General features: G+C 58.7%; 7 protein-coding genes and 2 pseudogenes. 1 reads left to right on the top strand and 8 read right to left on the bottom strand.

The window, feature by feature from the left end:
• Positions 1-41: 41 nt before the first annotated feature.
• The 6 genes and pseudogenes from P3T40_RS22595 to P3T40_RS22570 form a co-directional block, all read right to left on the bottom strand.
• Positions 42-2,828 carry a hypothetical protein gene (locus P3T40_RS22595; protein ID WP_429269946.1) on the bottom strand — a complete coding sequence of 929 codons (2,787 nt, stop codon included), beginning with the start codon at positions 2,826-2,828 and terminating at the stop codon, positions 42-44.
• Positions 2,825-9,538 carry a hypothetical protein gene (locus P3T40_RS22590; protein WP_429269945.1) on the bottom strand — a complete coding sequence of 2,238 codons (6,714 nt, stop codon included), beginning with the start codon at positions 9,536-9,538 and terminating at the stop codon, positions 2,825-2,827. Before P3T40_RS22590 ends, P3T40_RS22595 begins: the two co-directional genes overlap by 4 nt.
• Positions 9,539-10,026: 488 nt before the next feature.
• Positions 10,027-10,434: a hypothetical protein gene (locus P3T40_RS22585; protein WP_429269944.1), complete on the bottom strand. Its 408-nt coding sequence runs from the start codon at positions 10,432-10,434 to the stop codon at positions 10,027-10,029.
• 431 nt (positions 10,435-10,865) lie between these two features.
• Positions 10,866-11,543 carry a tyrosine-type recombinase/integrase gene (locus tag P3T40_RS22580; RefSeq protein ID WP_429269943.1) on the bottom strand — a complete coding sequence of 226 codons (678 nt, stop codon included), beginning with the start codon at positions 11,541-11,543 and terminating at the stop codon, positions 10,866-10,868.
• A gap of 210 nt (positions 11,544-11,753) precedes the next feature.
• Positions 11,754-11,912 (bottom strand): annotated as a pseudogene (locus P3T40_RS22575) (tyrosine-type recombinase/integrase); the annotation flags it as partial.
• 436 nt (positions 11,913-12,348) lie between these two features.
• Positions 12,349-12,660: pseudogene (locus P3T40_RS22570) on the bottom strand (integrase); the annotation flags it as partial.
• A 411-nt stretch (positions 12,661-13,071) separates the two neighbouring features.
• Between P3T40_RS22570 and P3T40_RS22565 the strand changes: the two are divergent.
• A complete protein-coding gene (locus tag P3T40_RS22565; RefSeq protein WP_429269942.1) occupies positions 13,072-13,203 on the top strand; it encodes a hypothetical protein in 132 nt (43 codons plus the stop codon).
• 33 nt (positions 13,204-13,236) lie between these two features.
• Here the strand turns inward: P3T40_RS22565 and P3T40_RS22560 are convergent, their stop codons facing one another.
• Together P3T40_RS22560 and P3T40_RS22555 are read right to left on the bottom strand one after the other, a co-directional pair.
• Positions 13,237-17,745: a helicase-related protein gene (locus tag P3T40_RS22560; protein ID WP_429269941.1), complete on the bottom strand. Its 4,509-nt coding sequence runs from the start codon at positions 17,743-17,745 to the stop codon at positions 13,237-13,239.
• A complete protein-coding gene (locus P3T40_RS22555; protein WP_429269940.1) occupies positions 17,735-19,753 on the bottom strand; it encodes a hypothetical protein in 2,019 nt (672 codons plus the stop codon). The genes P3T40_RS22560 and P3T40_RS22555 overlap by 11 nt, the downstream gene beginning before the upstream one ends.

Raw genomic sequence — 19,753 nt, 5'->3', positions numbered from 1 at the left:
AAATCTTGTATCGGGTTGCAAGCATCGGATGTCGAGGCAACTCAATTGTTCAAGGTCGGAAGATGCTCGCCGGCATGATGAACCACGATCTTGGCCTCATCCGCATCCCAATGGAAATGCAGCCTTAAGGTGTACCGCGGATCAAAGGCGCGTTTGAGCTTGATGTGACGCGAAATATCCACGCGCTGCCCCTTGTAGAGCCTAAAGTAGTCCGACTCATACTTCCCCTTGGTGACGGCAGACATGTTACCGGCGTATGCGGCCGGAATGAGCGCCAGCATGTTCTCGACCTGCTTGAGCGACACGCTCTTGTCCGCATACATCGGATGGAAACCCTCGACGAGCGCGGTCAGGATTTTCTCGAAGGCAGCAAGGTCCTCGAAGGGAGAATTGCTCATCGAGCGCTCACAACCAGGGGTGAAGATGATCGTCGACTGATGCTTGAGTGCAAAGTCGCGAGCCACAGCCTTAATCGTCCTGATCGCATGGAGCGCGTTGATCTGGGTCTCCGATGGCCGTTCTATCCGAACGACACGGCAGACCTGGACCATGGAGTCAAACACCTCGCGGGAAAACTTCCGAGATCCGATTTGGACAGCAGAAACATCCCGACTGCGCGACATCGCGATGGCCTTGCGCAGGTCGCCGCCGATACGCCGATGCTCACTGCGGATCGCCACTATGGCGTTGTCGACCATGTTCGCCATCTTCGAAGCATTGGGGACGTCGGCCAATTCTGCCAACAGACGAATCGCTGTAGGGTCCTGAGGCCCAATCACCCTGCCCGCCGACCAGTGCTGAACGGCGCCCTGTGTGATCTCGAACTTCCTGCTCTTGAGGTAACGGGTCAGTTCGGCAATGGACTTCTGCTTTGCCACGGCTGCGTCAACGTACTCCTGCCATTTCTCAGCCACGCGCAGCGTCTGTTGCAAGCCATGGTTGTTCTGCACGAACATGTCGAACAGTTCGCGCTGGGTTGCGACACGCTCTTCGCTGCTGCCCAACAGCACCAGGTCGTGTCCCACGTCAAGGTCTCGCGCCAGACACAGGATAAACGTGTCGCCATCAAGCCTCAGGATCTGACGGTCCACTCCCCAACGCAAAGGCTCACTTTGGCCGTCGAGGTGCAGCACGATCAGATCCTTGGCAGATTCCTGGCCGCAATCGTCATCGCGATACGCATGCACAGGTTCGGCCAGCAGCGTGTCGAGCCAATCATCGAAGCCGCGAGAGACTTCGAGTTCGGCAACCCGCAATGGCTGCGGGTAATGACCGGCGACGTCCATTTCACGGTACGTCACGGAACTGGCTGATTCTTCGCACTCTTCGACAAGCAGATCCTTCAGATGGGCGTCCGGCGGCCAATCCAAGCTCCACAGACGAAGCTTGTCGCCGCAGCGAGCGCTAGGCAAAGCGTTGCTCTTCCACCAGCGATCGACCTGTGCGCAAACGCGCTCCTGCTCGAAGGGGTGGCACAAGACGATCTTGCGTGCCGCAGACAGACCCAGCCACTGAACACGGGAAGGGAATAAGGGGGCTCCATACAAGACCAGGTCGACACGTTGCGGCGGGACCGCGGTCGCACCATCCATGGGCAATACGGTAACGCGCTCAACAGAGTCCGGGCCAAGCTTCTCCTCGATCCAGTCTTGAAGGATTTCCGCTTCACGCCGACCGCCGACCAGCACACACATGCGGCGACGCTGGTCCACGGTTTCCGATGCCAGTTGCAAGATCACTTCGGAGCGGCCTGGAGTCGCTTCCTGCAGCTGTTTGATGCCATTCCGGATCAGGGCCAGGACCTCATCGAGCAGAGACTGGATGTCGCCACGACGCGCACGCATGCGCGCCACGATGTCCAGCCAGCCCTGAATCAATCTGACCGGAAAGCGACCGCCACGAATGCGACGCAGCGTCCCCTGCTCGTGCACCGGAAAGGGAACGTTCAAGCACCGCAAAGTCCGATCGACGGCTAACAGCGCGGTAAGCTCCCGAGATTGCGCCCCAGTCTGCTCCATCAGTCGCTTGAGATTCCAGACCAGGTAGCCGAGCTTTTTGACGAAACTGTTCATCACCGGGTCCCGCGCCGCAACGACTCCCACCTCCGACGCGTTCGCCTGCATCGGCGCACCCGTTGAATACACGCAGTCACCCAAGCGGGTGTTCCAGGCGTGCATGTCAAGAGGCTCGGCGAGAACTTCGCCCGTATAGCCCAGTGCGACGATGGGAACGTCAGGAAAGAATGTCGGAAGAGCCTTTAGAAGACCGCAGGCATTCTCACCGCAGCCGTGGGCCGACGCAACCACTACAATTGCAAAGGGCGAACTCTGACGTTCGAGCAACTCCAGCGTGCTCAACAGGTCAACGTGCCCGCTGACGAGCAATGTTCGCTGAAACTCCGCGCGCTCGAACGGTTTGTTTCCGTCGACCAGCAGCGGTCGCATAACCGTAGATGTCGCGAAGTCGCGCAGCATCCGTCTGGGTCGGCCGAACACGACTAGCTCCCTGCGCTGCGCCACCGTGATGCGGTTGAACCAGGGCGAACGCACCAGACCCTGAGCCGCATCCAGCCGTAAGCGATGCAAGTAGAAGGCCAGTCGCGGCAGGGTGGGCTCACGACTGATCGGAAAGCTTAGCGCAATGGACTGGCCATAGCGAACCAGTCTGCCCATCGCTGCAAGCGCAATGGCCTCGGCTTCATCTGGCATGTGGAGGCCTTCAGCTTGCCACACCGCCTCGCCCCCCTTCAGAAGATCGGCCGCTGTGACCGCCGGCCACGTTTGCTCGACCAGATCGCGCCAGCCTGGCGGCTCCGTGACACCGTTCACGCTTGACGTCCCGGGGTCACGGTAGCCGCCTGGGATGTGTATTCAATGATCGCGCGCTGAAGGGTGGGCGTGAACCTGTAGGTCACCTTGCCACCCTTGCCCGCTTTTGCAGAGGTTTCCTTGGTGTTGGCCTCGATGACTCGCAAGGCGGTCCACCAACGCACGACGTTCGCCGCCTGCTCCGGAGAGATCTGCGACTGAAAATCGTTGCCGAGAAACTCGATCGCCGCCTGAAGATCTTCATCGGAAAATTCATTGAGCGCGTCGAACACATGAAGCTGACTCGCCAGCGGCATGGACCAAGCCAGGCTCGTCATGCCGGTTTTCTGGACGAACTTCGCAAAGTCCTTGGCCGGCAAATGACACAGGGCCGTGAAGTCCTTCGAGAAATCATTGAAGCTGGTCGCCCCACGCTTTCTCTGGCGGACCTCGATGAATTTCATCAATGGGTCGTACCAGCCTTCGGTCGCCTTGTACAGTTGATCGGCCTGCTCTGCCGTCACGCCAAGATCTTGCTGGTCCAGAAGGCCTTCGCAGGCGTGTCGGGTCCAGCGGTTTAGCTCAACCAGGCCACCGATCTCATTCGGGGCTGCAGTGAGCCAAGGGTGTGAATGCCAACCCCACATCGCTCGAGCACCCAGCAGGAAGACGATTCTCAGCCGATGCTTGAGTCGCGATGCTCGCGATGCCCTTTCGTTGGCAATGCTGATCAGGTCCATGATCTTATTGATCGATGAACGTTCTTCCAGCGATACAAGAATCACCGCCGGCTGCGACAGGGCCCACGTGTCGATGCCCTTGTCCAGAATCTCGGCGAAGCGCTTGGGCTCGATCGCTTCAGCGTTCTGGACCGCCTGCGTGCCGTATCTAGAAAGGGTGTTGCCGACCTGGAACTCGTTGATCGCGCTGAAGCTGTCCTCCATGGTCTTGATGCTCAGCCCCAAGGCCGGGGTCCCCATGATGACGGAGACAGAATACCGGGGGGATCCATCCGGCGACATCGCAGACAGCACCTGTTTCTCATCCTGCAGCGTCAAGGGTGACGGCGCCAGATTGGATCCGGAAGGGTGGCAGGTCAGCGCATCTTCAGCGTAGTTGTAGAGTTCACGAACGGCGACTTGCAGATTGTGCGAGATTTCATTGGGACCGCCAATCAGCTGAAGGATCGACTGATTGCGCAAAGCGTATTGTCGGTTTTTCTGGTCAACCACACGCAGCACGCCCAAGCCCACGAGTTCCTCCAATAGGCCCTCGAAACCGGATTCGCTCATCTGCTCGAATTCCTCGGGGACTAACGACCTGGCCACATCCAGGGCCTGCTTGACCGTGATGTTGCCAATGCCCTTTCCGTAGCGATCGATTAGACCATAGACAGCCACTGCGTAGCGCTTGTCCAAATTGAGCGTCATGTCGAAACGCAAACCAGACAACCGACGCACATCGGAATTATTTTCGATGCTCTCCAGATCCGCTTGCCGGATCACGCGCAAGCCTCCGTCGGCGCTGCGCTCACGTCCCAACTGCTCCACAAGTTCACTGCAGAAGATATGCAGCAAACTGGGGTGGCGGTTGGTGAATGCCATGATCCGGTCGACAAGCTCGACCTCTTCGAAACAATAGCCCAGGGAAGTCAGCGGCTGAAGGATCAGGCTGCGCGCGTCTTGTGCAGGCAGGATCTTGACTTCCAAGGGACGGCCAAGCTGCTCCAGCGGGACGTTGGGATAAGTTCTGAACCGGTTGACGTTGTTCAGGCCCGCGAACACGACGCGGAAGCGCTGATGTGGATCATTGACCAGCGCGACCAGCGAGCTGACCAGCTGGAAGTTGGTGCGCGCATCCTTGTTCAGGATCGAATCGATTTCATCCAGGCAGAACAGGACACGGGTCGAACCGTCCCTCTGGAATTCGGCATTAAGGCGCTCCTCGGGCGTGGCCTGCGAATTGGGGGGCAACAACTTGGCGTCGGTGAGCTTGTTGACGAGAAGTTCAAGCACGCGAGTCTTCACGTCCATCCCATCGCGCTCGACGGCGTGCTGGAATTGACCGACCATCCGCAGATAGAACGCATGATTTCTGGAGGGATCGCGTTTCTGAAACACCTGTACAGCGGAATTCAGCAGGGTTGTCTTGCCGAGCTGACGGCCGCCGTAGACCAGGGCCGCACCGCGCGGCTCGACTAACGAAGCGATGTCGTTCTCACGCCCGAACCGCATTTCTGGTGGCGCTGGCAGACGCGCATCACCCTTTGTGTACGGGTTGTAGAACGTCCAGGCCGCAGTGACACGCAGGAAGGTCTCCAAGGTGGCCTGTTGGTCCGGTGCGACCGCCAGGTACGACAAAACCACGGGATCCAGCAAGAAGATGGTGCACTTGCGATCCCGGCAAAAGCTCGCGAAGCCCTTTCGCTCATCGCGACTCAGGGGCTCGCCTACCATCAGCAAAGCACGGTCAGGCAAGCCGTGGCGCTCCACCAATTCCGAGAGGCCGGCAAGGCTCCAGTCGCCTTGGACGAAGATGATGTTTAGGGGAATGGATGCCGAAAGATCACCCTCGAACAGCGGAAATCCCTTGGGCAATGCGGGTCGTGCCACACGGACCTTCAGGCGCCGGAAGCCCCCGCTTGGGCTGTATTCGCAGTTGGCCAGAACATCAGGCGCCCCAGTTGCATACTGCTCTGTGAATCCCGCGAACCTGAGCACCTTGACGATGCCTTCATAGGTTGCTCTGTCCAGCGTGGGGCGCTTGTGCGGACCCTTGCCGCGCCACTCCATCAGCGTGCCGATCGTGTCCTTAAATGCCGCCTTGCGTACGGAGTAGTCCAAGCCCCCAGGCTGCTCATGGATCACACGCTCCCCCGCTTCACGCGGGTTGGGGTGGGTGTGCAGCAAATTGAAAAGCGCGGGTTCAACCTCGAGGAATTTCCTCAGATCGACGTTCTCCTGCTGTGAGGTCTCCTGGAGCCGTGCGCTGCGGTTGATGTGATCCTGCAGCTGATTGATGAGCTCACGAACCACTGTTAGGTTTCTGCGCTCCAACGCCGAACGCGCTCGCGCATCCCAGCCTTCCGGCACAGCATCTGCACCGACCTTGGTTCGGATGTTCAGTAGTGCCTGATTGAGTTCGTCATCAAGCTCAGATGCGCTGCTATTGAGCAGGTTCTCCAAGCCTCTGGTCCTATTCTTGACCTCGTCCCAAATCGACGAGACGTCGACGAAGGGCTTCAGGTTCGACAGCTTGTCCAGCCATTCGTTGAGCACGGCCATGTTGAAGAGGTGATCGTCCTCAGTGATGAGGTCAACCCACATGGCCTGGATTGAGAGGTTCCTGAACTGCTCGATGCTTTGCTTTATTTCCGCACGCGTGCCGGCGATCGCAGCATTGGCCGCATCGATATCCGAATCACGCTGATCTCCCATCTCCCGGAGTTGACGCAGCAATAGCAGCTGCACCCAATAGGCTTTATGCTGGACCGCAAGTTCGATCATCTGACCCAGCCAGTTCGGCAACAACAAGCGCGTCGCGAGCCACTCCAACCGCAGGTCAACGCCGACATCCCCGAGATCCATTCGAGCTAGCGTCTCGGGCACCCGGAAGGTCGCATCCGTCTGGTCGAACCTCCAGGTGGAATGCGAATCGGCCTTGATTTCGGTCTGGAGCCTGGTCAGCGCCTTCAACAGCAAGGCACTGCCAGCCCGATGCTCGAGGTCGGCATGTCTTGGGGGTGCCAGGAAGGATGTGATCGAGCGATCCAGTTGGGTGTGGAACTTCTGCAGGAACTCCTTGGTCTCCTTCGGACGCACGTCGGCAGGGATCACCTCCAGCAGCCAGGACTGAGCGATCGCCACCAGGGAGTCGATCTGCTGGCAGAAGCTCAAGTACGCGCTGCTGTCCAATTGGTCGACTTGTGGGGAGTCAGCGCGGATACGCGCCACCAACTCATCCAGGAGGCTCCGCGATTCAATGTGCGAGCGGTATGTATTGACAAAGGTTCGAACTGCAGCACTGTCGCCGCTTTCGCCAGCGCGGACGGCCGCGATCGCCGGGCCAATGATCTGCTCATCGCAGCAGAGCTTGAGCGCGACGCGAAGAGAGTGCCAGCGGGTTGTCCGCTGTGCATTGATGTCAACCCATGCGTTGACCTGATCCTGAAGCTTGGCAGCAGCCAGGTTGACTTCTTGCGCCTGATCGTTGCGCAGGGCGTCCAGATCTACCCGCCCACCACGCATGGCGAATTCCGCGGTGTTGGAAACCAACTGCTTGAGCGGTCCATCGAAGTAATCGACTGCAACTTTCAGCAGCGTGGGCGCCTGTGTCTCACCACCGGCGAACAAGGCGGGCTGAAGGGTCGCGCACACGAGCAGATAGGGCACAAGCTTGCCACTGGGCTTGCGATCGAGCTGCTCCTCCAGATCCTTGTAGTTCAGGAGGTTGAGATCGCGCTGCGTGTGACTTAAGGCCTCCCGATCCTTCGGCCAGAGATTCATGCCATAGAAGGCAGACCTCAGCAACGAAGCATCGAGGACTCGATCCGTGAACAAGGTCGAGTCATTGGCGTCACGCAGGATCTGATACGCGACATTGAGGTGCCCAGCCTCGAGCCAGTGCATGGCGATGGATTCCGCCAGACCGCTCGGCACCTGCGAGAACTGATCGTAGGCAATCCGGAATGCCTGCAGCGCTTCGTCCTTGGACTCCGCATAATGAAGATGCCTCAATGCGCCTTCAACGCCCAGCATTTTAGAATCGAGCCGGTCCTCACCGCCCTGATCTGGCACATTGAGATCTTCATCGACCGGCACGTCACCTTCCGTGCCCGCGACAGTCGGGGCCGTTGCACTCTGATCTGCTGAGTCCACGGACGCATGAGCAATTGCTTCGGATTTTTCTGAAGGAGCTGATTCATGACGGGCAGCCTCGTTGGTCATTGCACCGGCTTCATCGGCATCGAGCGTCGGGGCGATGTCAGAAGCAGCAACGGATGACTCGGCGCCCACCGGGCCCACTTGGATGCCAGCTTCCTGCTCAGCCGCAGGCGGAGTGGCTGGACACTCAACGACAGCCTCAGCCACCACGGGTTCGCTCGTCCCCAGAACAGGTAAACTCGCCGGGTCAGCGACGTCGTCCGATGCTGAGGACGCTGCCAACCCCTCAACCACCATCTTGAGTGACTTCAGAGTTCCAGAGTCGAATCCATCGACATCCAGGTCCAGCTGCTCCAGGGCTGACTGATCCTCCATGAGATCATCGAGGGTCTTCCCGTCAGGCGCCAGGCAATGAGCAGCCTCGACGCGAATCGTTTCGAGCTCACGATTCGCGTCGCTGATCTCGTTTTGCTTCTTGGTCTCGCGTGCCTTGAGCGCAGTCTTCGCGGTGTACTTGGCTTCGACCAGCTGAGCCTTGATGCCTTCGATCTCCGCAGCCGCTGCCGCGATCTTCCCTTGTTCAGCATCAAAACGCTCGACAAATTCGGGGAGATGGCGACGTTCAACCAAGGTCATGTCGAACCATGTCCGAGGAAGACCGGTCTCGAGCGCGGAAATGACGGTGGCCCTCCATGCGGAACGCAAAACGGGAACAAGATCTCGCTGCTCGCTGTTCTCGAAATCCAGGGCGACCGTCATGTTGAGCACAGCATGGCAGTAGTGCTCAATGAGCTTGGAGACCTCCTTGGGGGAGATGCGCTCGTTCAGATCGGTCAGCCTCTGAAGATGCCGCTCCAGGAGATCCTTGATGCGAAGTGCCGGCTCCGGGCCGACATCATCCGAAGACTGCGCGCCGATGCTGATGTTGCCGATCAGCTCGTAGAGCTGCTTCAGCGACTGAGGGGCCGTAAGAGATTCATGACCCTGCAGAGCCTGGATAGGCGCCGCGTCGACATCCTTTTGCTGATCAGCCAATTGCGCTTCGTCTTGCGGCGTTGCAGCATGCGCAAGCACTGACGGCTCTAAGCCATCAAAACACGCAATGGCGACCGGTGCTTCCGCCGACTTCTGTTCGGTCATCGGGACGACGGGGATGGGAGTCGTCGCAACAGATGGAAGCCCCCTGAACTGTCGATAATGCGAGAGCACATCGAGTTCGATGGCGGCCGCCTCTTCGAGCGCATGCTTGCCGAAGAATGTGAACCCGCAGAAAATGACCTCTGCCAGCAAGGATCGTTCGCTCTCGTCGAGCCGGGCCCAGTTCGCAAGTTCGTTGCGGGCGCGCAGCCAGCTTTCGATTGCGCACTTGACCATGATCTCGTATGCGCGTTCGACCGTCAGGCTCGCCCGGTTGGCCAACGCCTGGAGCTTGATTTGGTGGTTCTTGAACTCCTTTTGATCACGCTGCGCCAACAAGTCGGCCAACATCAGGCGCTGCCTTTCCCGATCGAGGCGAGCAAACTCCATGAGGTCCTCCTCATTGCGAAGATGCCAGCCTTCGTCGAAGCGGGCCATCGCATGAGCCTCAGGGCTCGCAAACTCGTCCCCCGTCAGCATGAACGGGGTACCGAGATGCCGGTAGTGGACCAGGGCTACGACAAAACGACCCAGGCGTGTGGGCCGGTTGAAGAGGTGCTCAACGAGCTTCTTTTCGTTGCGAAGGCTTCTGGGCAATTTGAAGTGCTTCTGAAACACTTCAGGGGACGACTTGCCGTTGGCATCGACGTGCCAGCAATCAGGCAAACCTTTCGTTTTGTCGGAAATGCTTTCGAGTTCGATTTTTTGCATCGCTAGCCGTTATCCTTCTAGATTCGCGCCGTCAGGATCGCGACGAGCCGCCCTGATCGCGCTCATCCCTCCCGACGCCCCATAGCTGTTTAGAATACCAGTCCTTTGGCAAACGCAGGCCAATGAACGTCATGCTGGTCCGCACTCGTCGTTGATATCGCATATCGTCCGCGAATTAGGATGCACTAACCCACGAGACCAACTCGGTTGGCCCACCGGATCAAACCACCGTGAACGCCTAACTGTCCTGTATGATCGCCCGTTGATCAAGATCTTCGTTGGGGGCGCGCCTACGGCACATGCAACGATTGCATGGCCCATTTCATGGCAGATGGTATCCAAATAGAATGTGCAATAAGCCACGGGCACCATGAGGTACACCGAGGCTGGAACAGCCCTCAGCGTCATCCACAGATCGACGACGAACTGGCTCATTGCGGCTTTCCCCGTTTTCCTTGTCATGAGGCTGGAGCCGCTTTTCCGTTGGGTCATGCAGGGTTGGATGGCCAGGATATCTCGAAACCTTTTTGGGTCACGCTGACGTTCGGGGGCCTCTTCCCGGTAAGAATATAGACTGCTGTCAGGCCACCCGTGGCGACAAGAACAATTCCTCCTGAGACGAGGAGCGTGAGCTTGCTCGTCGGCTCGGGATCGAAGAATGCCGCTATTAATATCCCGATGCCCACCGAAGACATTCCCAGCGCTATACCGGTTGCCGTGATTTCACCGGCGCTGAGCCGGGCTTTGCGGCCGACATCGAAAAGGTTGTCTTTTTCGAGATCCAAGCCAACGTTCGCATCGTCGATGACTAACGTTGCAATTCGATCTTTATAAGCCTTTGCGAGAGCCGCGAACCAACCTTGCTCTGACGTGCGTATCACCAGTTCGTGTGCCAATTTGTCCCCCGCGTTCTTTTCCTACCAGTCTTTTAAATCGGTTCCTGCATCCCGAAACCCGCCTCGGATACGATCCAAAACCGTATGCTCGGCGTCATTGCCGGCGAGCTCAAGCCACATGATGGCTTTCGCCACTTCGTGTCTCACTGACGCAATCGCTCCCTCCGTACCACCATCCTCGACGGCGGCACCCATTGTTGCGACAGACGTCAGTGCCGCGATCCAGGCAGTCACGAGGTGCGATATTGGAAACGGTGGCATGCCACGCAACTCCTTCCACGCATAGTCTAGGGCGTCCGCCATCTCCCACTGTGCCGTCGGCTCCTACCCATTTCCGTCCCACGATAGTCTATTTGGCTGATTATGCGAATTGAATGAATCTGCTTTGAATGTGGAATCTGCATCCAACGATAGTTAACGGCATCCACGCATCAATCTTTATCAAAGACCCCGTCGAATGTCGCGATAGCTTCCGATCGTTCCCGCCGAGTCACCTTTAGATACAGGCCAACGTGATCCAGATGGGAATGCCCAAGCAGCAACTTCACCGTGTCGAGCGAGTGGCCCTGCGCAACCAGGCGGCTTGCAAACGTCCTTCGTCCACTGTGGCTGCTATGACCAGCACCGAGGCCAGCGGCACGGTACAGACCTGTGACATAGCTTTGGAGGCTGTCGGCCGCAAGGAATTCGACCGTCTCACCATCGAAGTTGACCCGCCGCTTAACGCTCAACTCGAACGCGCTGCCTTTCTGAGTGAAGATCAGCCGAGTGTGGGGCATGAGACCGCGATACTCCCGCCGATCCATTGCCGCGCCGGTAGCGTCATTCGATATAGCGGTCGAACGCGGCGATTGTGCTAGGTAGATACAACGGGGGCGACAGCCCTTCGTGATCGAGCCTCGCAAGCTGACATCTTCGCGTCGCGCACCCGATTTTGTGAGTACATCACGGATTTCAATGCGTGCAATTTCGGTGACTCGCATCCCGCAAGTGACGCCCAGGAGCAGGATCAGCGCGTCGCGATCCGGAAACCGGCTTGTCACCTCAGTAACTCGCAGGAGGTGGCGAAATTTGGCTGCGGTAAGGACCTTGGCGCGTTTGGATTCCATGTTCCCTATCTCGGAATGCGCTCGAAAAAAGAGCCTGTTACGAGAGAAAAAATTTTAGGCGCTTCTTTTCGGTATATAGCCCGCCGTGCCTGACTTCCTCGGAAGATCCCCTGCACCGCAAGGACGTGGGCTTTCGGCCGGATCAAGTCGGATGGGTACACGACCGTCGGCCCAGTTGATCTCATCGCCTGCCATTGCCGTCCCCGGCATTCATCTGTCCCCAAACGCGCCCGCGATCTGCTGCGCCCGCTTGACATCATCACCATGCAGGTAGATTGACGTTGTCGAGATCGAGGCATGACGAAGGTTGTCGCGCACGATGGTCAGTTCGGCACCGTGCGCGAGCGCATGGGTCGCATGGGTATGGCGCCTATGTCTCCAACGACATAAGGCGACTATGTGCCCTTCCTGACTATGTCTTGCAACTCCGCAATAGCCCGCATTTTATGGGCGAATGAGTGAAGCGGGATAGAGATAGTCTTGATTTCTCCCGCCAGCCGTCGGAGTCGGTGAAGGAGCCCATCGTTACGTACGGTATCCTATCTATGTCGCTGGCTCACGACCGACTGAAAGTCCGCTCGCGCCCTTGAATCGACACTTGAGATAGATGTGCAGGCCCTTGCGGAGGCATTCCCCCATTCTGCAAACCAGGACGCTACCGGCCGGCAAACCAGCTCTTGGGCTTTGTCGAACAGAGAAAACTATGTCGTGTGAGTGGCTGCGCACGTCGGCGCCGCAACCAGTAATCTTCGGACCGTCGCGGACGGTCAATCGTTTTACCCGACATAGTCAGGAAGGGCACATAGTGGCGCATCCAGTGCGGACTTGCCTGTCGCAGTTTTTGTGCAACCAGCGGACTGTCAGCTTCGACAATGTCGGCGGCCTTCGCAAAGAATCGCTGCAGCACTGACCAGAGTCGAACGCTGGTAATGCGCCCGGTACCGTCCTCGGCGAGACTCGCGATCAGCGGCGTGTCCGGGCGCCAGCGGCTGGGCGTCACGGATAGCCGGCGCTCGACCAGGTGACGATCGAGCGCCGTGCGGGCGAGCGGCGGCAATGCGACTTTTGCCACCTTGCGCCCTTTCCCGACGACCTTGAGCCAATGGTCGCCGCGCGCCGACTGCCCTGCTCCGATGCGATCCGGCAGGTAGCGTTCCACGGCTTTGCGAACCGACATGCCGGTGTAGTAGGCGCGCAGCATGGCCGCATCATCAGCTTCCGCGCTCGCAATGCACATGCAGGCTCAACCGGTAGCACGTTCACCGGAGCTCGGGTCGGTTTTTTGCTAAGACGTCCAGCCGATTGCATCAAGACGTTTCGCGTCTCCTTGAAAAGGCCCAAATGAAAAGAGGCGCAAGCAATGTGGGCTGCGCCTCTTTTAGTGAATCCGGACATCATTTGTCGCAATGCTCCGTCATTCTTTGACTGCGCACACTGCATTGACGGTCCACGGCGCCAAGCGCACATGTCCGCACTCGTATGCGTGTGACCTCATTAACCCGCGCCCGACTTTTAAGGAACCGATATCGTGTCGAACAACTCCCCGCTTGAAAGCCTCGCCGCATTTGCGATCGTCTTCGTCGCAGGTGTATTGGCTACCACCGCATTTGGTAAATATATCGACAAGGTGAAGCGCGACGCACGGGCTTCAGCAGCCTGACCCGCACGGCCGAGGACACGAAGCTACCCGCAGTCACACTGCCTGCGTCGGGCTGACGGCCTGAATGAGCGTGTCGCGACATCCTTTGCGTTGAAAGTTCGTGAGCGCCTGCATTTTCGTCCGTACCGCCTGCCACGCTTCGAGTAGATCGGTGCGCGCTCTATCCCAAGCGCCGGGGTGGTGATAGAGCGTCACGAAACGATACTTGTCACCTTTGCAGGTGAATGCCGCAGCGCCCTCGGCGACTTCTCCTTCCCATGCATCCGGCCAAACGTGCGGAAGCTTGTCATATTTAGAGAGCGGCAACTCCGGTTTCGGTCCCCTGGCGATCGGACTGGCGGCGAGCTCCCAGACCATCTTCGGTCCGGATATCACGTTCTTATTGCCCATCGCATCGTTCAAATCCAGATACGCCTGAATGCGAAAGTGCTCCTTCCCCTCAGCACACAGGTGCAAAATCCCCCCTTCGAGAAACGCAACCGGTGTCACCGTTAAACGTCGCTGCGGATTCTCGTCTGCTGTCTCGCATAGCGTATCCAGTACCGCCTTGAATGCGTCGTTAAACCATTCCTGGACGCCCGCAAGCACGCTACCGCATGCCAAAAAATCGTCGTGCTTCATGCTGGAGATATTTCCTTCTCTAAAGGTTTTCAGGAGCCGGGATACGCGCAGATCCGCATCGCCACCGTACGATTGGCTCAGCGCAGCAAGTGCTGGAAACACGGCGCGTGCACGATATTCCTTCTCGACATATTGATCGGGATTCTTCACCGTGGATCGATAGTAGAGCGCCATCCTCCCCATCTCAGCCGAAAGTCGCGTAAGCAGGTTCTGTTCATCGCCGTCGGCATCGCTCACCACGACAGCGAACCATACGATGCCGGCCTCCACCATCAGATAACCCCAACGCCGGTCACGGTTCTTCGTCGCAAGCCAGCGCTGCAAGTTGCGTCCGTCCGCCATCGAGACCACCGCCGCCGCCGCGCAGACAGCGGTACGCAACAACCAGAACTCGCCGCCAACCGACTCCAGAATCACCTTGCCGCTCCCCTGCCCGCGGCACGCAAACGCGTACGACATATCCATTGCGCGGGTCGCCGTTTTCACCAACGGATCGAGTGCGAAACCGTCCGCGTTGGCATGCTTGACCGACGACGGTTCTCCTTCAGCAAGCGCCTCGCTCAAGGAGCGTGCTTTGGCATGCGCGCCCGGTACCAGCATTTCCTCCGTACAAACGATGTCCGCATCCTTCGAACCGGTTCGCGAAAGGCGCAGCACGCCTGTTCCCGTGTCAATCGTCCGCTGTACCAACCGGCCGTCTCCCGACTTGCCAGAAACGCATCGCCGCACACGCACGCAGTTGAGCGCCGGCAAGTATTCCGCCGACGTGAGCGCGCTTTCGTCAGTGGCTTGCACTGATCGCACGGCGTCGTCACCACTCTTGCATCGAATACCGTCAAGTAAGGCAATCTCTGACGGCGCGGCGTCTTTTGCGACGAGCGCCCTCGCGGAATCCGGAAAAAACACTGCGCCGGATTGCGGCAAATCATTGGTCGCCGCAACCCGAATCGACTCGTCGTCGTCAAACGTTGCGAGACTCAACTCACCGATTTCGTCCTTGCGCTTACCGAGGTCCATTCGAAGATCACTGACGATCTTGGCCTGAATCACGCGCTCGACCTGAAAGCGGTCGAGTGTGCCGTCCAGATAAGGGAAAGCGACACCAAGACGCGGCAGACCTTGCGTCCTGTCGCCCTGAGCGCTCGCGAAGCGCTCGATCCGTCGTCCGATCAGACTGCCCAACCGGTCGATACGCCCGATGCGCTGCTCGAGGTCACCCGAAGTCCAAGCTACCCCGTAGTGCACGATGTTGTCGCAGAACAGGTGCATATCGACGCCTTCTTTCAGCACGTCTGTGCAGATCAGCACGTTCGGGTAGGTCGGAAACTTGAACTGCGTGACCGCGTTCTGGTTTCGCAGGCGGCTCGAACGACCGATCACCGGCGACATCTGACGAAACGCCAGATGCACGCGTTCACGGTAAATCTCCTCCCAGTCGACTGCCGCGCCACTGCGCATACATTTGTCGACGATCAGATCAAAATGCTCGATCCAGCGGCGGAATCTTTCCTTCCAGTTGCCGATGTAATTGGCCAATGCATGGCTTGCAGCGTCGTGCGGTCCGGCCTCCAGCAGCCATAGCAACTTGTCGGGCAGTTCGGCTTTGTCCGTCGGCGTGCGTGCTACGTGCGTATGCAAAATGTACAGATCGACCAGAAAATCAGTTTGCCTTATCGATTGAAGCACGCATAGCTGCAACGCGGCGAGCTTCCACGCATCAACCGCGTTGTCGGCCGCGTTGCCGAACAGCCATTGCCGAGCCGGGTCGGCGCTGAGTTCTTCCGCTCGCCTGTCACCCAGAACGATCTTCAGAAAGCGGGTCCAGCGCGCCGCATTGTTCTGCCAGTTGGATTCATTCGCATTGCTAACCACCTCATCGCACGCTTGCGGACGCTTCAGAAGAAAGCCTCGCAGCGGGTTGCGCGACGCATCCTTCGCACTGAGCAGGCGCGATCCGAACGAAACCAGCATCCCGTGATCGCCGCCTTTTTTTGCGCGTTTCAGCGCTTCGAAATAAGGAAGCTTGAGCGCGTCCTTATAGGCGGTGCCGCGTGGTTCGTCAGCTGACGACCCTTCATCGCCGAGTTGCTCGATACTTTCGCGTTCGACGTCCTCGTCGGCCTTTCTCTCCGCCGCGACGACCTCCTCGTCAGCGCTCTCGGTTGGTCTCGCGTGTTCTGTCTCCCAAAACTCGTCTTTGATCCACGGCGATTTACCTTGCATGCCAAAGGCGGATCCCATCAACTGGGTTCGCCATGTCTCGATCCGCTGATCCATTTGTTGCTGGAACTTCGTATTCAGCAGGTCGCGGATTTCCTCCACCGTATCGATACGCCGCACGAAGACGAGCGTCTTCTGACAGCTGGCGTCTTTGAGGCTGTGTTCGAACAGCGCGTCGGCGGCACGATTCAGTTTGGCATGAGGAAGCGCGAAACCCTGCTGCGCGGCCGGTGTCGCGCCATCGAGCGCCTTCATCGCGCTCTCGAAGTCGCGATTCAAATCGTCGATAACGGTACGGTCAAACGCTATACCGGGTTCATCGTCCTGCGTGTGTTGTCTTGCATCACGCAGGGATTCATATTCGCGCTCGGCGATCGGCTCCGATGTGCCCTGTTTCCAGGACCCGAGCGTACGTCTCACGGACGCCGACAATGATTCAAACGACGCGCATTCGCCGAGGCGAAACTTGTTTCCTTTGCCGGCAAGCGCACCAACCAGCCGCTTCTGCACCAGCGACATCGTCAGCGACAGAAATGGGTCGTCCGCACCGGTATAACGAATCCGCTCGTATTTGCGGTACTGGATCTTTCCGTATCGCGTGTCCTGGCCATCCGCATACGTGCGGGTTCGACGCACCATGAACTTCGGCAGCAGGGGCACGACGTCGCGCGTATCTTCCGGTTGCGCGTGAAGCTGCCAGGTGATACGGCTGCATGATTCCTGATAGTTGCAGTTGCCGCAATCGCGCGGAATTTCCAACTCGCGCTTGTCGTCGGCGCTACCTGCGAACAAAGGCTTTCGGCAAAGATAGGTATCGAGACTGCGAATGTCGTTCACGCTCGAATGCAGCGGCGTCGCGCTCATGAACAACCAGCGTTCAACATTGCGCCGGAAAATCGCAGCGATATGGCTATTCTGGAAATTCCCCGTATGACGAAGATACTGTGCCTCATCGAAGATCACCAGATCGAGCGGTTGGTTGGGAACCGACTCACCATTTTCAAGCCGGGAGCCGTTCGTCATCAATGCGCCAATGCGCCGGCAATACGCCGCGCCAAGTGCATGCGTGAGGTCTTCCTTCTCGGCTTTGGACAGCTTCCGGCGTGCCGCCGGAATCGCGCATTCATCCTTGTCCATATCGTCGATCGAGGCCGCGCCAATCTTATCCCGATATTCTTCCAATATCGAAGCCGAATCTTCGCCCTTGAACGAGAGCGGCCGGCTAAAAGACGAATACCGCATCAGATGAATCCGGGCATCGCCGAGGCTTAGCGTCTTGACGAAGTCGCGCAGGCCATGGTGAAAATGCAGATGCTCCAGCGGGCTCGCCTGTGCCGTGCTGAGCAAACGGTTGTCGAGCAACCTGTAGCAGGTTCGCAGAAACTCCGACCATTCGCTTTGCCACTGGCGCTGCAGCGTTGCGCTTGAGCAGACGATCACCACGCGCGAATCCGGCTTGCGCAGGAATTGCGTCGCGATGATGCCCATTGCCTGCCGCGTCTTTCCCATACCGACTTCGTCGGCGAGATAGGCGAACGATTTGCTCTGCAGCAAATGCCAAAGAGCAGCCACCCCTTCGCTCTGAAGAACGGCCTGCGCACTCGGGGTTGCCCGCACGGCGTCGTGACCATCGAAGTCGATGTATGAGCGAACGGCTTGCGCAGTCAGATCGATTGGAATGAGGTCTGTTTTATTGTCCATGAACCGCTCGCGTTTGATTGCTTACTTCCCGGCCAATCTCCTTGCGAAACCAGGCAAGAAAACCCTCGACGCGTTTCGGCGTGGCCTCGCCGAACATTGAGCGGAACGACTCCGATTTGCCGAGCAGGGCCACCATCTCCACATGAAGCGCGGCGATCTCCGCGTTGATGTCGATTCGCAACGTCTCGCGCAACTTGGAATTCGTCGTCCTGTCCAGACGCGCGACGATGTCGCCCATCTCCGAGAGCTGGATATAGCGGCCAATCTTTTCCTCGTGCGTAACCGCGGCCTGCGCGGTGATCGCCCGATAAAGCGTCACGGCGCCGTACGGCGCCAGTTTGTCGTATGGATCGCGCGTCGCCCCCGGACTTTCGGGCGTCTGGTAATACTCGAGCAGCTTCCACGCGCCCTGAAACAGGCCAAAGAAATCGAAGGTCGGGTCGGCAGGGATTTCTTCGCCGTCGCCCGCGCCGTCGGCGAGGTCGGACAGTGCGCGCTCCTTCGCCTTGCGATCGGATGGCTGCGGATTGAGGCCTCGCAGCAATTCGAGGACCTTGTTGAGCCGTGGACGGGGCTGGTAGCCGAGTTGATCGTCGTCTGCATTGACCTGGGTGATCAGCCCGCGGAAGGTCATGGGCTCGCTCTGGCCAAGGCGGTATGCGACTGAGAACGAACGCACGGGTTGCGCGCCCTTATACCGCAGGGTCATGACTTGCGGCTGACCGGTGACGGCGGCATCGAAGCAATGGCAGTGGCTGCCAATCGACAGCACGATCTCGTTGACCGGCACGTCGCTGGTGAGGGTCAGGCGTGCGCGAAATTCGCTCGCCTCCCAGTCGTACAGGACGGTTGCGTCGAACGGAGGAAGCGGGGGTGCAGCCTCCTCCTCGTCCTCGCCGGTTTGCGCGAAAGCCGGCTCTTTTAGCGGCTGTAACAGCGTTCTCCACGGGTCCGGCGCGTCGCGGAGTTCATAGCGAAGCATCGCCTCGATATTCGTCAATATCTGGTCCCGCGCAGTGAGCATCGCCGCCTGGGTGAAATTCGCCGAACCGATGCAGAGTACCTGCTGCTTCTCGTTATGGAGGAGCAAGGCCTTGGCGTGTGTATAGCGTTCGCCATCATCCCTGAAGCCGGCAAAGGTATGACGCGTCAGGTCTAACGTATCGCACGGGAAGCGGTACAGGCCGTCGGCAGTGAGCGATGGCACAAAGCGGCACTCCTTGACGCCGAGCGCTTGAACCAGCGTGTGCACCTCGCTCCAGTAGGGCGACACGACCGTAGCAGTGTGCCAGTCGCTCTCGCCTTTCAAAGCGTGAAGCATCGAGCTTTTTCCGTACCCCTGCGGCAGCGAAAGATGCAGCGTCGGTGTAGCCGGCGTATGCGGCGGGAACTGCTTGGGCTCGTCCAGTGCAGCATGTAATGCCGCCAGAATATTCCGAACCTCGCCCTCCTCCTGATACCCTGCGTTGCCCGCGAATTCGAGTTGGCGCTCGGCCTCGGCTTGCAGCCATTTGATTAGTGGACGCAGTTCCTCAGCATGGCGGGAGGTCACGGCCGTCATCCCGACAACCTCGCGATTGATCGCCCAACCGGACAGCGTCAGATTGCCACTGCCGACTGACAGCCACATGCCCTGCTCCTGCGTGTCTTTCAATGTGCCGGCCATCAACATCAGCTTTGGATGAAAGCGCCCGCGTGCGAGACCGACCGGCAGCAACCCGTAGCGCATGTCGCCCTTGGGCTCGGGGCAGGTCGAGCGGTCGCATACCACGAGGCATTTGACCGTGTTCAGGTCCTCATTGATCGCATAACGCGTCTCCGATGCGCCTTTCAGATCGCTGACTGTGTCGCCGACGAGCAGCGGCAAGACGTTGGCCTCGAAAAACCGCGACGCAAAGTTAAAGGTCGTAAAGAGAACGTGGCGCGGATGATCGGTTGAGAAGCGGTCACGGATATACTCGAGCGTGCCGCGCATGACGTGCTCGACACCGGATCTCGGTGAAGTCAT

The sequence above is a fragment of the Paraburkholderia sp. EB58 genome (assembly GCF_050436665.1).
Taxonomy (GTDB): domain Bacteria; phylum Pseudomonadota; class Gammaproteobacteria; order Burkholderiales; family Burkholderiaceae; genus Paraburkholderia.
Note: the sequence above shows the minus strand (reverse complement) of the source record. Positions and strands in the feature narration are given on the sequence as shown.